The organism is Mycobacterium sp. E802, assembly GCF_001666875.1.
In the GTDB taxonomy this organism is placed as follows: Bacteria; Actinomycetota; Actinomycetes; order Mycobacteriales; family Mycobacteriaceae; genus Mycobacterium.
The window spans coordinates 48,436-61,554 of the sequence record NZ_LZJD01000141.1 but is presented as its reverse complement, the minus strand read 5'-3'; the positions used below and the strand labels follow the sequence as shown (position 1 = coordinate 61,554).

The following is a 13,119-nucleotide window of genomic DNA, read 5'->3' as shown; positions in this document are numbered from 1 at the left end:
GGAGCGGATCGTCGAGCATGTCTCGGGGACATGGAAGCCGAACCTGAACCGCTGAGGAGAGCGAGATGGCGGCATGCCTTCGTGAACTTCCGGGTCTATGCCGACGGATCACGAACCGCGTCTACGCGACCCGCACCTTGGATGCGGCGGTGTGGGAAGCTGAGCCGGCCGTCGGCGAGGCCGCACCAGGAGCCCGTTAGCTCGATACGGGGATTTGTGCCCGCTCCCCGTACCCTTCCCTCGTGGACGCGATCGATCCTGACCAGCTCAGCACGTGCCTGCGGGTGCTGTCCGAGGTGCACAAGTTGCCTCCGGAGCACCCTGATGCCATTGCTGTGCGCCAGGCCACCGCGAAGATGTTCAAGGAATTGAAGAAAGTTCGCCGGGCCGCCGCACGCGAGCGCGTCGCGGCCGCCGATCGCGCCGTCATCGCCGCCACCGCCACGGGGGCGCCGGGACGGATCGACGACGAAACCCAAGGTCTGCCGCTGGTGTCCACCGCGGTCGGGGCCACCGCGGGCACACTGCTGCGCTCGCGGGCCTGCTACATCTGCAAGAACCATCACACCGTCGTCGACGCCTTCTACCACCAGCTGTGTCCCGACTGCGCCGCGATCAACCGGGCCAAACGCGACGCCCGCACCGACCTGACCGGGCGTCGGGCACTGCTCACCGGCGGACGCGCCAAGATCGGCATGTACATCGCGCTGCGGCTGCTGCGCGACGGCGCGCACACCACGATCACCACGCGATTTCCCAACGATGCGGTACGTCGCTTCGCCGCGATGGAGGACAGCGCCGACTGGTTGCACCGGCTGCGAGTGGTCGGGATCGACCTGCGGGACCCGGCCCAGGTGGTGGCCCTGGCCGACGAGGTGGCCGCGCAGGGACCGCTGGACATCCTGATCAACAATGCGGCGCAGACGGTGCGTCGGGCGCCGGGCTCGTATGCCGCGTTGGTCGAGGCCGAGCGCACCCCGCCGCCGGCCCTGGTCGACGTCGTCACCTTCGACCACGTCAGCGACGCGCACCCACATGCCCTGGTCGGCAGCCTCGGCGAGCACCCGTCGGCACATGCACTCACCGAACTGGCCCTGACCGCCCGCAGCGCCTCCCCGGAGCGGATCTCCGCCGGCACCGCCATCGACGCGGGTGGGCTGCTGCCCGATACCGCGCCGGTGAACAGTTGGACCCAACGCGTGCACGAGGTCGACGCGATGGAACTGCTCGAAGTGCAGCTGTGCAACCAGACCGCGCCGTTCATTCTGGTGAGCCGGCTGCGTCCCGCGCTGGCTGCGTCACCGGCCCGGCGCAAGTACGTGGTGAACGTGTCGGCGATGGAAGGTCAGTTCAGCCGCGGCTACAAGGGCCCGGGGCACCCACACACCAACATGGCCAAGGCCGCGCTGAACATGCTGACCCGCACCAGTTCCGGGGAGATGCTGGAGCAGGACGGGATCTTGATGACGGCGGTCGATACCGGCTGGATCACCGACGAGCGTCCACATCCGACGAAGCTGCGGCTGGCCGAGGAAGGTTTCCACGCGCCGCTGGATCTGGTGGATGGTGCTGCGCGCGCGTATGACCCGATCGTGCGTGGGGAGCGGGGCGAGGATCTCTACGGGTGTTTCTTGAAGGACTATTCGAAGAGCAATTGGTAGGAATCGGATCGGCCAGACAAAGCCACGCCTCCGGATTGGGAAGCCGCAACAGGTAGGGCAGCCGGGAATCTTCATCCGGATTGAGGGCTATGAGCATCTCCGCCACACCGCGATTGCGCCGGTTGAGCGGCTGTGGCCAACGATGTGCCCGCGGAACCCGGCGGGGCGTGGCTGCTCGCGGCGTGCGTGTTGGCTAGCCTGACGTCACCTCCCGAAAGCGAATTCTCAATGTTGGTTGTGCACGGATTCTGGTCGGCCGGCGGCTTGTGCGTGTGGGCCGAGGATTCGGACCGTCCGGTCAAGAGCGCAAGTCAGGCGTTGCGTGCCGCCCGTCCGCATCCCTTCGCCGCGCCGGCGGAGGTGATCGGCTCGATCCACGCCGGCAAGCCCGGCAGTACGGTCTTGCTGTTGCCGTCGCTGCGGACGTCCCCGCTGGACTCCCCGGAGCTGTTGCGGCTCACCCCCCGCCCGCCGTCGCGCAGCGCACCCGCTCTGCTGCCGTGGACGGTTCCGACGATCTGGCTTCCGGCGGTATCAGCGTTGGCGCTCCTGGATGAGCCGGCCGTCGACGTACGCTACGGCGAGTCGGTCGCCTACTTCGCCGATATCGCCGACTTCGCGCGAAAACTGGTGGCGCGTGGCCGGATTCTTCCGGCGCTCGGCATCGACGGACACCAGCCGGTCGGGTTCTGGCGGCCCGTCGTGCAGGGCGCGGATGTGATGGAATTGAACGCGATCATTGCGGCCATGCCGCCGGTGTGCCGGGCGGAGTCGGATGCGCAGGCGGGTTTGGCCACGTCGGCGTTGGCGGCGTTCGTCGACGAATTGGCCCGTGCCGCGATCGCGCCCGCTGACGAGTTGCTCCCTCCACGGCGTGGCCGGCACCCGAAACGTCTTCCGGTAGAAGAAGAATGGATTAACGCGCTGACGGCGCCGGACGGCAGGTTCGATGCCGAGTCGGATGCACTCGACCGCTTGGCGGACGCATTGGCGCCGTGGGATGAGATCGGAATCGAGGAACCTGGTCCGGCTCGCGCCACCTTCCGGCTGGCCGAGGTGGACTCCGACGATGACCCGGCCGGCTGGCGACTGGAGTTCCTGCTGCAATCGATCGCCGACCCCAGCCTGCTGGTGCCGGCCGAGCAGACCTGGGATGACGACGGCAGCCTGCGGCGTTGGCTCGACCGCCCCGAGGAACTTCTGCTCACCGAGTTGGGGCGGGCGGTCCGGATATACCCCGAACTGACCTCCGGTCTGCGCACCGCGCGTCCCTCCGGTGTCGATCTGGATGCCGAAGGCGCCTACCACTTCCTGTCGACCGCGGCGCCGCTGCTCGACGACGCCGGCTTCGGGGTGCTGCTGCCGTCGTGGTGGGACCGCCGCCGCAAGCTCGGTCTGGTGGTTTCGGCGTCCACCCCGGTCGACGGTGTGGTCGCGACGGCCGGCCGATTCGGCCGGGAACAGCTCATCAGTTTCCGGTGGGAACTCGCGGTGGGGGACGAGACGCTCACCGAGGACGAGATCGCCGCGCTCGCCCAGACCAAGGCGCCGCTGATCAGGTTGCGCGGCCAGTGGGTGGCTGTCGACCCGGAGCAGTTACGCCGCGGGCTGGACTTCCTCAAGCGCACCCCGACCGGGCAGGCGAGTCCCGCCGAACTCCTGGCGCTGGCGGCCCGCCACCCCGACGACACCGACACCCCGCTGGAGATCACGTCGGTACGGGCCGACGGCTGGCTGGGTGATCTGCTCAACGGCGCTGCCGCGCAATCGCTTCGGCCGCTGCAACCGGCACCGGACTTCGTGGCGACGCTGCGCCCATACCAGCAGCGGGGCCTGTCGTGGCTGGCTTTCCTGTCCGCCCTCGGCCTGGGTGCCTGCCTGGCCGACGACATGGGCCTGGGCAAGACCGTGCAGCTGCTCGCCCTGGAGTCCGCGCAGCGTCACGACGAACCCACCACCGCGCCGACCCTCCTGCTGTGTCCGATGTCGTTGGTTGGCAACTGGGAGCGTGAGGCCGCGAAATTCACACCGGCACTTCGGGTTTACCAGCACCACGGGGGTGACCGACGGCACGGCGAGGCGCTGGAAGAACAGTTGGCGCAGGCCGACCTGGTCGTCACCACCTACGCCACGGCCACCCGGGATATCGACGAACTCGCGCAGTATCGGTGGAACCGGGTGGTCCTCGACGAGGCGCAGGCCGTCAAGAACAGCCTGTCCCGCGGGGCCAAGGCGGTGCGCCGGCTCGATGCCGAGCATCGGGTCGCGCTGACCGGCACCCCGGTGGAGAATCGGCTCGCCGAATTGTGGTCCATCATGGACTTTCTCAACCCCGGACTGCTCGGCTCGTCAGAGTCGTTCCGGGCCCGGTATGCGGTTCCGGTGGAGAAGTACGGTCAGACCGAGCCGGCCGAGCGGCTGCGCCGGGTGACCCGTCCCTACATTCTGCGGCGGCTCAAAACCGACCCGACCATCATCGACGATCTGCCCGACAAGATCGAGGTCAAACAGTATTGCCGGCTCACCACCGAGCAGGCGTCGCTGTATCAGGCCATCGTCGAGGAGATGATGGAGAAGATCGAGAGCACCGACGGAATTGAGCGGCGCGGCAACGTCCTCGCGGCGATGACCAAGCTCAAGCAGGTGTGCAACCACCCGGCGCAGCTCTTGCACGACCGGTCGCCGGTCGGTGCGCGCTCGGGCAAGGTGATCCGGCTCGAGGAGATCTTGGAGGAGATCCTCGCCGAGGGGGATCGGGTGCTGTGCTTCACTCAGTTCACCGAGTTCGCCGAGATGCTGGCGCCGCACCTGGCCGCCCGGTTCGGTCAGGATGTCGCCTACCTGCACGGCGGGGTACCGAAGAAGCGGCGCGACGAGATGGTGGCGCGGTTCCAGTCCGGCGAGGGGCCGTCGATCTTCTTGCTGTCGTTGAAGGCCGGTGGCACCGGGCTGACTCTGACGGCGGCCAATCATGTTGTGCACCTGGATCGGTGGTGGAATCCGGCAGTGGAGAACCAGGCCACCGACCGCGCTTTCCGGATCGGTCAGAAGCGCACCGTGCAGGTACGCAAGTTCATCTGCACGGGCACCCTGGAGGAGAAGATCGACGACATGATCGAGCAGAAGAAGGCGCTGGCCGATCTGGTGGTCGGCGATGGGGAAGGTTGGTTGACCGAGCTGTCCACCGGGGAGCTACGCACCCTGTTCGCCTTGTCGGAGGGGGCTGTCGGTGAGTGACTGGTATCCCGCCTCGCGGCCCCGTCCCGTCGAGAGCGGGTTGAAGGCCCGCAGCACCCGGGGCGCCATCGCGCAGACGTGGTGGTCGCAGCGGTTCATCGAAGTGCTCGAAGGCATGGGCATCGGCAGCCGGTTGCAGCGCGGCCGCAACTATGCCCGCCGTGGTCAGGTGATCTCGCTGGAGGTGGGGCCGGGCCTGGTCGCCGCGCAGGTGCAGGGCAGCCGGGTGCGGCCCTACCGGGCCCGCATCGGGATCACCGCATTCGACAAGAGTGAGTGGGCACAGATCGAAGCCGCGCTGGCCCAAGACGCCTTGTACACCGCGGCGTTGCTCGCCGGTGAGATGCCGGCCGACATCGAGGGCGTGTTCGACGCGCTGGATCTGCCACTGTTTCCCGCGACGGCCCGGGAATTGTCGCTGGATTGCTCGTGTCCCGACAGTGCGGTCCCGTGCAAGCATCTTGCCGCGGCGTTCTACCTGCTGGCCGAAGCGTTCGACGAGGACCCGTTTGCGATCCTGGCCTGGCGTGGTCGGGACCGCGACGACCTGCTGGAGAACCTGGCGGCCGCCCGCGCCGGTGGCGGCTCGGCGGTCGATCGGGCCGAGCCGGCCTGCCGGCCGCTCGCCGACTGTCTTGATTCTTTCTTTATGCGGCAGAACACGATTCCCGTCTCTGCTCCTCCTGTGGCGTCATCGGCGGCGCTGCTGGATCAGCTGCCTGACATCGCGGTGGCCGTGCGCGGGCGGGCGTTGGTAGAGGTGTTGCGCCCGGCGTACCTCTCTTTCGATGCTCGGCCGGCCGATGGTGATGCTGAGGGCGTCTGACTTCAGGTCGAACGTGACCACTCGGCCGGCATCCACGGGTGTCGCGTGGCCTGGCGGCTCAGGCTGCGGCGCATGAGGTGGTGTGTAGGATCGTTACACATGAGTAGCCGTATTCAGGTGATTCTGTCGGAAGCTGAACGTGAGGCGTTTCGTCGCCAGGCTGCGGCCCGCAAAATGTCGTTGAGCACATGGTTGCTTGAAGCTGGACGCAAGCAGCTCGCTGCCGAGCAAGCCGGACCACTGCGCACGGTTGCCGAGCTACGCGAATTCTTCGGGTCGCTGCCGGATGAACCGGGTGTCGAGCCGGATTGGGACGAGCATCTCCGGGTGATGGCAGAGTCGCGGCGACATGGTGCGTCGGCTCCATGATCTTTGTCGACACGAGTGTCTTCATGTATGCCGTGGGTCGGGAGCATCCACTGCGCCAGTCAGCCCGGGACTTCCTCGAGCACAGCGTTGAGGCTCGCAGCCGGCTGGTCACCTCGGCGGAAGTGTTGCAGGAGCTGCTGCATGCCTACATTCCGGCGGACCGAATCACCACCCTGGATGCGGCGTTGACGCTTGCGCGATCGTTGACCGAGGTTTGGTCGGTCGAGGAGGCCGATGTGGTGCATGCTCGCACGTTGGCTGACCGTCATCGTGCGCTCGGTGCCCGTGACCTCATCCACCTGGCCTGCTGTCAACGTCGCGGTGTCACCGAAATCAAGACTTTCGACCGCGCTTTGGCCAGCGCGTTCGGCTGAAGGGTGGATCCTGGCGGACGTTTCCAGCGCTGCGTGTGCCGGTGGGCTGGCCGTGGGCCTGGATCCGGATTTTGCGCTGTCGGCGCCACCCGCGTTCGTTACGTGGTGGTGCGCATCACCCCGCGATCGGGCGACGCACATCGAGCTGCGCCAGGTCGGCTGCGATACGCCCGGCCGACCAGCCGGCCCCGTTGGACACCGACATCGTGCGGGCGCTGGTCACCGGGAAGAGTCGGTTGGTGAGGTCCTCGGTCGCCTGGCTGTGCGCGGCCAGCACCGGCAGCAGCGTGCCGCGGTCCACCTCGGTGGCCACCGTCGTCGAAGTGGCGGCGAGGCGTTCACCGATGCGCTCGGCGTACGAGAGAAGAAACGACTGACGAAACGAACGCGTCCGGGTCTGACCGCCACTGGTGGTGCGACCCACCGCCAGCATCGCCCGGTTAGCCTGGACCAACAGTGAAGTAGACAGCAGCTCAACGAATTCCAGGTCGCACTCGACGCCGATGACGGTGACGAACCCGAGCTTCTCCGCGCACACCAACCGGCACCGGTTGGCCGTTGCCACCGACTGCACCAGTGTTGCCTTGGCGCTGACGTAGGGATTGTCGATCCAGATCCGCCGGGCGGTCGCCTCCGCGGCGCGTCCCTGCTCGTGATCACGGATCGCGTGGTGCAGCGAGTATCTGCTCATCAGCTCTTGCGCCTTGGCCGAAAAGGCTTCGGCTTCTTCGGGAAACTTGGTGGCCTCTGCCTTGGCGAGCAGCCCGCGCACCCGGCTGAGCGCCTTCGAATCGGCGGTGGACACCGGCACCGACGAATGCTGGTGCGTGCCGGGCAAGGGCAGCAGCGGTTCGAGGGTCGGAAGGGTGCCCAAGAGCCACAGCACCTTCAACACGATCGCCAACACGGCCTCACGTGCGAGACCGTTTCGGCAGGCCCAGTCCCGCATCTGCGCAGCGCCGCGATCACTATCCGTGGACAGCGCGGCAAGCTCGGCACGCCATCGTGGGTGCAGGGTGGCGACGGAGTAGTGCCGGGACTCCCGAACGACGGCCTCGTCCAGGTAGCCGGCTGCCACTGTGTCGAGACGGCGACGAGCGAACTCGTGCAGATCATTGGGTGACCACCCCGCCTGCCATGCGTTGCTGATCGCACCGGCCAAGGTGCCTTCGGCGGCAAGGTCGAGATCGTCTGCCCGGCCGGGGAATTCGTCGAGCAGCTCGGTGGCGTGGAATTCCGCATCGTGGTAGGGACACAACGCGAAGTGGTACAGCGCGGCGGTGAGGCGGTCGAGGAGGGCGGCCCGGTCGTACCCGGGATCGGTGCTCCAGCGTTCTCGTTGTGATGATGCGCGGCGGCGGTCCTTGTGCTTGGCGGCGCGCTTCTGGCGGTTGCGGCGGCTCATGGCTGGAGTCTGGTGCAAGGGTCTGACAAGTTGCCTCTGCTGCCGCGCATCAGCGTCGTCCACGGCGACATCGCCAGGCAGATCGCGAAGGCGGCGGGCTGGCCGTCGGGCTGGATCACCACCGGTGAGGGGCATGCTGGTCGCGTTCGACGCGGTGCCCGGAATTGGTCAAGCGGGAAGGGTTTTCGATTCGTCCCGTTCTCACTATACGGCGGGAGGTGGGTCTTGCGGCAAGGCCCCTGGCGTGCTGCACAATCGTCCGATCCGTGACGAGATGGGGGATGTTGTGACGAGTACGCCGAAACCTTTCGAACTGCACGAGTCGGGTGCGCTCCTGCACGGCACCAAGGCCGACCTGGCGGTGGGCGAGTACCTGGTGCCGGGACGGGAGTCGAATTACGAAGCCGGTCGGATCATGAACCACGTGTACGTCACCCGCACCTTGGACGCCGCGGTCTGGGGAGCCGAGATGGCCGTCGGCGAGGGGCGGGGCCGCATCTACATCGTCGAACCCGAAGGTGCGCTGGAGGACGACCCGAACGTGACCGACAAGAAGCTTCCGGGAAACCCGACCCACAGCTTCCGCACCCGCGAGCCGGTGAAAATCGTCGGTGAGCTCACCGATTGGGTGGGGCATTCACCCGAGCAGATCCAAGGCATGCGCGATGGCCTGGCCGATCTCCGGCGGAAAGGGCTCGACGTACTCTACGACTGACCTCTGCGATTGTCGGTGGCTCGTGTGACGATGCGCGGTTCACTCAAACCAGGAGGTTGATATGAAGCGTGTAGTGGTGGCTGCGGTGACGGTTGCGATGGCCGTCGTGTTGAGCCCGGTGGCGTCGGCCGAACCGTCATGGACGATGCCGAACCTGATCGGCAGGGATCTGCAGGGCGCGCAGGATGCCATCCAGTCGTTGACCCACGGCGAGGTGTGGTTCAGCAGCTCGACCGATCTGACCGGGAAGGGTCGCGCCCAGATCAGCGACCGCAACTGGCAGGTGTGCACTTCCACGCCACCGCCCGGGGCGAAGTTCTCGGCGTCGACCGAGATCGACTTCGGGGTGGTGCGGATCGACACGGAGGAGTGTCCATGAGGCCTCGTCCGTAAGGCACTCGGCAGGCTGCAGTGGGTGGACGCCGGCGGGTGATCCGATGGCGTCCACCCAGGTGGAATTTGCACATCGATAGTGCCGGCAACGGCCGTACGCTCATGGGCATGCGATTCGGGCCTGTCACCGTGCTCTTGATCGCGCTGTCGGTCGGCGTGGGTGGCTGCACCGGTGCGCCCGACCGCGAAGAAGAAGCACTCGACATCCGCAGCCGCATCGCGGCGATGCCGGGGGTGTCCGACGTCGACTTGATCTATGACAACGGCGTTCTGGAGGGCACCCGGTTCGAGCTCGACGTTGCCATGGACCGAGCCACCGATGAGCAGGTCGGCGCGGTGGCCGCGCAGCTCGATGAGCTACGCGGCACAGACTTCGCCAAGTTCGACCAGTCGGTGAAGATCGTTGTGGCCGAAAGGACGTCGATATCCGGCGGTGCCGACCTGCCCGACGACATCCGACCCGTGACCGGGCTGATGCGCAGGCTTCGCGCGGCCGTTCCGGCTGGGGAGATTATGTGGTTCAGTGGTGCCGTGCCGGACGCCTCGAAGATGCGGATCCTGGAGGCTGAGTCTCCGGATGCCGCGGTTGACGCCGTCTTGCGGATTTTCGCCGACCGGCCGCCGCGCGGGATCGAGGTCTCCGCAGCCGACCGGGTGGCCGATCCGCACTGGATGATCGTCAACCGGTTCACCGCTGCCGACAAACAGCGCATCGACGGGCAATTGGCCGCGGCGGCGCCGGCCGATCCGGGGTGGATCGGTGTCCGTGACGGCAGGATCGACCACCTCACCTTCGGTATACCGACGCCGGCGACCGCCTACGACGACGTGGTGCGGACCATTCATGCGATCGGGGCCGGTCCGGACAATCCGGTCAGCCTCACCTGGGCCTGGCACGGTATTAAGTACCGCTACGACGAGCCACGCTGGGCGGGCAGCGCCATGATCGGCAAATGCGACTACGTCAACGGTGACCGCACCAAGAGCGAACCGCTCGTGCCCGATGCGTTGGCCCTGCAACAGCGCATCCGCGACGAGTTCGATACTTGCCTCAAGTAGCGGCTGGACTCGGGGTCAGCTTGATCGCGGCGAGGTGCTCACGGTCGACGGCGTCGGCGAACTCCCGCAGGGTGGGCATCCGGGGTTCACGGAACGTCAAGCCCATCATCCGCTGTGCGCGTTTGACGCCGTAGGACTCGGCGCAGCGGTGGAACAGATCGGCGGCGGTCGCGTGGTCCTCGATGAGGTTGCCGTGCATGGTCGTGGTCTGCCCGTCATGCAGGACCTCGGCGGTGGCGCCGTTGCGGAAGTTGTATTTCCATGGCGCGTCGGTCATCGCATAGAGGGTGTTGTCGATGACATGGGCGCTCAACGGAATCACGTACTGCCGTCCGGTCTTTCGGCCGCGGACGGTCAGCACCATGAATTGTTTTCGCGCAGCGCCGGCGAACGGCATGCGCAGAAGGAACCGCAGCGCCGGATTGACGACGCGCATCATCGCCTGTGGTGGATGGGTCACGGTGACCATGGGCGATTGCTCTGTCATGACCTCACGCTAGGCGGATTGCTCGACGTTGCCCAGGGTGTTGGCGGTGCGATTGCTTGACGGTTTCTCGCGGCGGGGGCACGGCTGTTGGTCGGGCGGTCCGATGAAGCGGCCGCAGCGATGTTCACTCGTCGGAGATTGATGCCGTTAGGTTTTCTTCGTGTCCGAACTGAACCTGCCCGATCCAGCGAACTGGCCCAAAGCAGACAAACGCGGGGTGTGGGCGGGACTCGCCGTGTCCGCGGGCATGGTCTACTTCCTTATCCAGGGGTTCCTTGCCGGACTGCGCGGCAACTACTTGACGACGGTTTTGATTCTCGGATTCATCACATTTCCAGTCCTGATGGCGGCTGTGCTTCTCATGGCCGCATCCGGCAAGACGCAGACGCGAGCCTCCACCGACGCAAGCGGGTTCACCGTGTGGCCGGACAAGCGGTTCGGCATGCTGTATTTGACGGGACTCGCGACGATCTGCCCCTCCGCATTGCTGCTCGCGTACTTCATACCGCGCGGCGTGATCGACATTCCCATGTCGCGAGGGCAGCAGATCTTCTCGCCCCCGCTGTTCATGACAGTGGCGCTGATCGCGGTCATCGGTCTGATCAGCTGGAGGCGGCGCGGAGTCGGATACCTCAAATTCAGTCCGGCCATGGTTGAGATCGCCGATGTGATCAAAACCAGAGCGGTGGAATGGGATGACATTGTCGATGTCAAGGATCATTCGGAGACCAAGGACGGCAAGAATGCTGGCAGGTCGGTGGTGTTGTGCCTGCGTGACGGCAGCGATAACGTAATCGGTGGCCTGAACCTTTATGTCCCGACGGGCGTTGCGCTGTACTGGTTGGTCCGGCATTACTGGCGACATCCCGAGGATCGGATGGAGTTGGTCGACTTGCGGGCTCCAGAGCGGTTGCGGAACGGGCGTTTCGACCTCGCGTAGCGGAAAGATGTGTCACCCGCATCTTCGATGCTGCGATGTGGGAGGCGGACTTTCCCGGCCAGGAGAGATCAATTGAAGTCGGTGCTGCCGGCCACGGCGTGCGTCGTACTGATGAGCTTTGCGTAGCAATGATCCCGATCGAAGCCGTAAGTGCGGCACCAGGCCAACGCGCCGCTCGCATCGGGAAAGGAGATCGGCGCGATGGTGACCCAGAAGTTGGGCGCGTCGAAGGTCGACCAGTCGCCGGACCACAGCAGTTTGGCGCCATACTGCTGCCGCAGTCGCAGATGCTCCGCCAACGTCAACGCGTTGTCCCACACAACACCTTCATCGACGACACCCGGCCGCTTCGAACTCAGCTGCGGCACCCACCGATCCGCGCCCTCCGTACTGATGACGCCGTGGTCTTCGAGGGAGATCTGACGTAGTTGCGCCGCACTCGACACTTCGGGGTTGCGGGCTGCCGTCTGGGTGTACGACGGGGCGGGCGGCGTCGTCGGCGCCGGCACCGTCCTGTACACGGTGGTGCCGGGGACGGTCACGCTCGGTAGCGGGGCGAGTGTCGACGTTGGCGACGAATTGTCGTCCGGCGCCGAACTTTTCGGAATGAGGAGTCCGATGACAAGTCCCACTACACCCAGCAGAAGCGCACCCGCCAGCCCGACGACTGCCCACGGCAGCACCGATTGCCGGTGACGGCTACCGACGTCAAAGGCGTCGGCCTGGTTGACGAGGGGCGAAACATTCGGAGCCGTCATGGTTTCGGCGCTGGCTGCGGTCGCTTCGTCACTCGTGGTTACCGCTCGCCGCGCAGCGCGACCCAACGCGCCGGCGCTGCCGTACCGGTCGTCGGGTTCCTTGGCCATGCCACGGGCGATGACCGCATCCAGCGCGGTGGGAATTCCCCGACGAGCTGCACTCGGCCGTGGTGGCGGGCTGGAGAGATGAGCTGCGATCAGCTGTTCGTGGCTGTGTGTGGGGAAGGGAGTATCGGCGGTCAGTGCCTCATAGAGCACACACGCCAGCGAGTAGGTGTCGACGGCGGGTGAGCACCGGCCGTCGCCGAACCGCTCCGGCGCCATATAGCTGAATGAGCCGATCCGCATGTCTGTTTGGGTGAGGCGCGAATCGCCTTGGGCCTGGGCGATGCCGAAATCGAGCAGGTAGGCGAAGTCGTTGGGGGTCACGATGATGTTCTGCGGCTTGACATCGCGGTGGATCAGACCCTGAGCGTGGGCGGCATCGAGTGCGGCGGCAATCTGCTCGACGATCGACGCTGCCTGCAGCGGGTTCAACGGACCGGCGCGGAGCAGGTCGTGCAACGTTTGCCCGCGGACCAGCCGCATGTCGATGTACAGGTTTCCGTCGATCTCGCCCCAGTCGTGAATGGGCACGACGTGGGGCTCTTCGAGGCCTGCTGCGACGCGCGACTCACGGAGGAACCGGGTCCGGAATTGTTCGTTGTCCGCATACTCTGTGCGGAGGATCTTCAGCGCGACGGTCCGGCCCTTGTCGACGTCGACGGCCTCGTATACCTCGCCCATGCCGCCGCGGCCGAGCAGCGCGGTCAGCTCGTACTTTCCGAAACGGCCGCCCACGCGCGGGTTGTTCTCGACCATCCTGTGCCTCCTCGACTGGCGAACAGGCGAACGT

Annotated in this window: 12 protein-coding genes; 9 read left to right on the top strand and 3 right to left on the bottom strand. The window is 66.2% G+C overall.

Features of this window, described 5'->3' with window-relative positions; translation table 11 throughout:
• Window positions 1–242: 242 nt before the first annotated feature.
• The 5 genes from A5699_RS20100 (at window position 243) to A5699_RS20080 (ending at window position 6,467) form a co-directional block, all read left to right on the top strand.
• Window positions 243–1,661, top strand: a complete 1,419-nt coding sequence (locus A5699_RS20100) for an SDR family oxidoreductase (protein WP_067772823.1) — start codon at window positions 243–245, stop codon at window positions 1,659–1,661.
• A 228-nt stretch (window positions 1,662–1,889) separates the two neighbouring features.
• Window positions 1,890–4,898 carry a DEAD/DEAH box helicase gene (locus tag A5699_RS20095; protein WP_067772820.1) on the top strand — a complete coding sequence of 1,003 codons (3,009 nt, stop codon included), beginning with the start codon at window positions 1,890–1,892 and terminating at the stop codon, window positions 4,896–4,898.
• Window positions 4,885–5,724, top strand: coding sequence for an SWIM zinc finger family protein (locus tag A5699_RS20090; protein WP_067772817.1), 840 nt, complete (start codon window positions 4,885–4,887; stop codon window positions 5,722–5,724). The genes A5699_RS20095 and A5699_RS20090 overlap by 14 nt, the downstream gene beginning before the upstream one ends.
• A gap of 99 nt (window positions 5,725–5,823) precedes the next feature.
• Window positions 5,824–6,093: an antitoxin gene (locus A5699_RS20085; RefSeq protein ID WP_231965774.1), complete on the top strand. Its 270-nt coding sequence runs from the start codon at window positions 5,824–5,826 to the stop codon at window positions 6,091–6,093.
• Window positions 6,090–6,467 carry a type II toxin-antitoxin system VapC family toxin gene (locus A5699_RS20080; RefSeq protein WP_067772814.1) on the top strand — a complete coding sequence of 126 codons (378 nt, stop codon included), beginning with the start codon at window positions 6,090–6,092 and terminating at the stop codon, window positions 6,465–6,467. The genes A5699_RS20085 and A5699_RS20080 overlap by 4 nt, the downstream gene beginning before the upstream one ends.
• Window positions 6,468–6,582: 115 nt before the next feature.
• Here A5699_RS20080 and A5699_RS20075 read toward each other — a convergent pair whose 3' ends face one another.
• On the bottom strand, window positions 6,583–7,872 hold the full coding sequence (locus A5699_RS20075) for a DUF2786 domain-containing protein (RefSeq protein WP_067772812.1): 1,290 nt from the start codon (window positions 7,870–7,872) through the stop codon (window positions 6,583–6,585).
• 274 nt (window positions 7,873–8,146) lie between these two features.
• On the opposite strand from A5699_RS20075, the gene arr reads away from it, so the two are divergent.
• The 3 genes from arr to A5699_RS20060 all read left to right on the top strand — a co-directional run bounded on the left by arr (window position 8,147) and on the right by A5699_RS20060 (window position 10,039).
• The gene (gene arr, locus A5699_RS20070; protein WP_067772930.1) at window positions 8,147–8,587 is read left to right on the top strand and encodes an NAD(+)--rifampin ADP-ribosyltransferase; all 441 of its coding nucleotides are present in this window, start codon (window positions 8,147–8,149) and stop codon (window positions 8,585–8,587) included.
• Window positions 8,588–8,648: 61 nt separating this feature from the next.
• Window positions 8,649–8,966: a hypothetical protein gene (locus A5699_RS20065; protein WP_067772810.1), complete on the top strand. Its 318-nt coding sequence runs from the start codon at window positions 8,649–8,651 to the stop codon at window positions 8,964–8,966.
• Between the two features lie 122 nt (window positions 8,967–9,088).
• Window positions 9,089–10,039: a hypothetical protein gene (locus A5699_RS20060; protein ID WP_157561355.1), complete on the top strand. Its 951-nt coding sequence runs from the start codon at window positions 9,089–9,091 to the stop codon at window positions 10,037–10,039.
• On the opposite strand, the gene A5699_RS20055 is transcribed toward A5699_RS20060, so the two are convergent.
• Complete coding sequence (locus A5699_RS20055; protein ID WP_067772804.1) at window positions 10,032–10,526, bottom strand: hypothetical protein; 495 nt, start codon at window positions 10,524–10,526, stop codon at window positions 10,032–10,034. The two genes, A5699_RS20060 and A5699_RS20055, sit on opposite strands and share 8 nt — an antisense overlap.
• A 160-nt stretch (window positions 10,527–10,686) precedes the next feature.
• Between A5699_RS20055 and A5699_RS20050 the strand changes: the two genes are divergently transcribed.
• Window positions 10,687–11,466, top strand: coding sequence for a hypothetical protein (locus tag A5699_RS20050; RefSeq protein WP_067772801.1), 780 nt, complete (start codon window positions 10,687–10,689; stop codon window positions 11,464–11,466).
• 68 nt (window positions 11,467–11,534) lie between these two features.
• Here the strand turns inward: A5699_RS20050 and A5699_RS20045 are convergent, their stop codons facing one another.
• On the bottom strand, window positions 11,535–13,085 hold the full coding sequence (locus A5699_RS20045) for a serine/threonine-protein kinase (RefSeq protein ID WP_067772798.1): 1,551 nt from the start codon (window positions 13,083–13,085) through the stop codon (window positions 11,535–11,537).
• Between the last annotated feature and the right edge of the window lie 34 nt (window positions 13,086–13,119).

Coding starts and splice junctions, on each gene's coding strand:
- A5699_RS20095 (WP_067772820.1), top strand. CDS start 1,890: ATGTTGGTTGTGCACGGATTCTGGTCGGCCGGCGGCTTGTGCGTGTGG.
- A5699_RS20085 (WP_231965774.1), top strand. CDS start 5,824: ATGAGTAGCCGTATTCAGGTGATTCTGTCGGAAGCTGAACGTGAGGCG.
- A5699_RS20080 (WP_067772814.1), top strand. CDS start 6,090: ATGATCTTTGTCGACACGAGTGTCTTCATGTATGCCGTGGGTCGGGAG.
- A5699_RS20075 (WP_067772812.1), bottom strand. CDS start 7,872: ATGAGCCGCCGCAACCGCCAGAAGCGCGCCGCCAAGCACAAGGACCGC.
- arr (WP_067772930.1), top strand. CDS start 8,147: ATGGGGGATGTTGTGACGAGTACGCCGAAACCTTTCGAACTGCACGAG.
- A5699_RS20065 (WP_067772810.1), top strand. CDS start 8,649: ATGAAGCGTGTAGTGGTGGCTGCGGTGACGGTTGCGATGGCCGTCGTG.
- A5699_RS20060 (WP_157561355.1), top strand. CDS start 9,089: ATGCGATTCGGGCCTGTCACCGTGCTCTTGATCGCGCTGTCGGTCGGC.
- A5699_RS20055 (WP_067772804.1), bottom strand. CDS start 10,526: ATGACAGAGCAATCGCCCATGGTCACCGTGACCCATCCACCACAGGCG.
- A5699_RS20045 (WP_067772798.1), bottom strand. CDS start 13,085: ATGGTCGAGAACAACCCGCGCGTGGGCGGCCGTTTCGGAAAGTACGAG.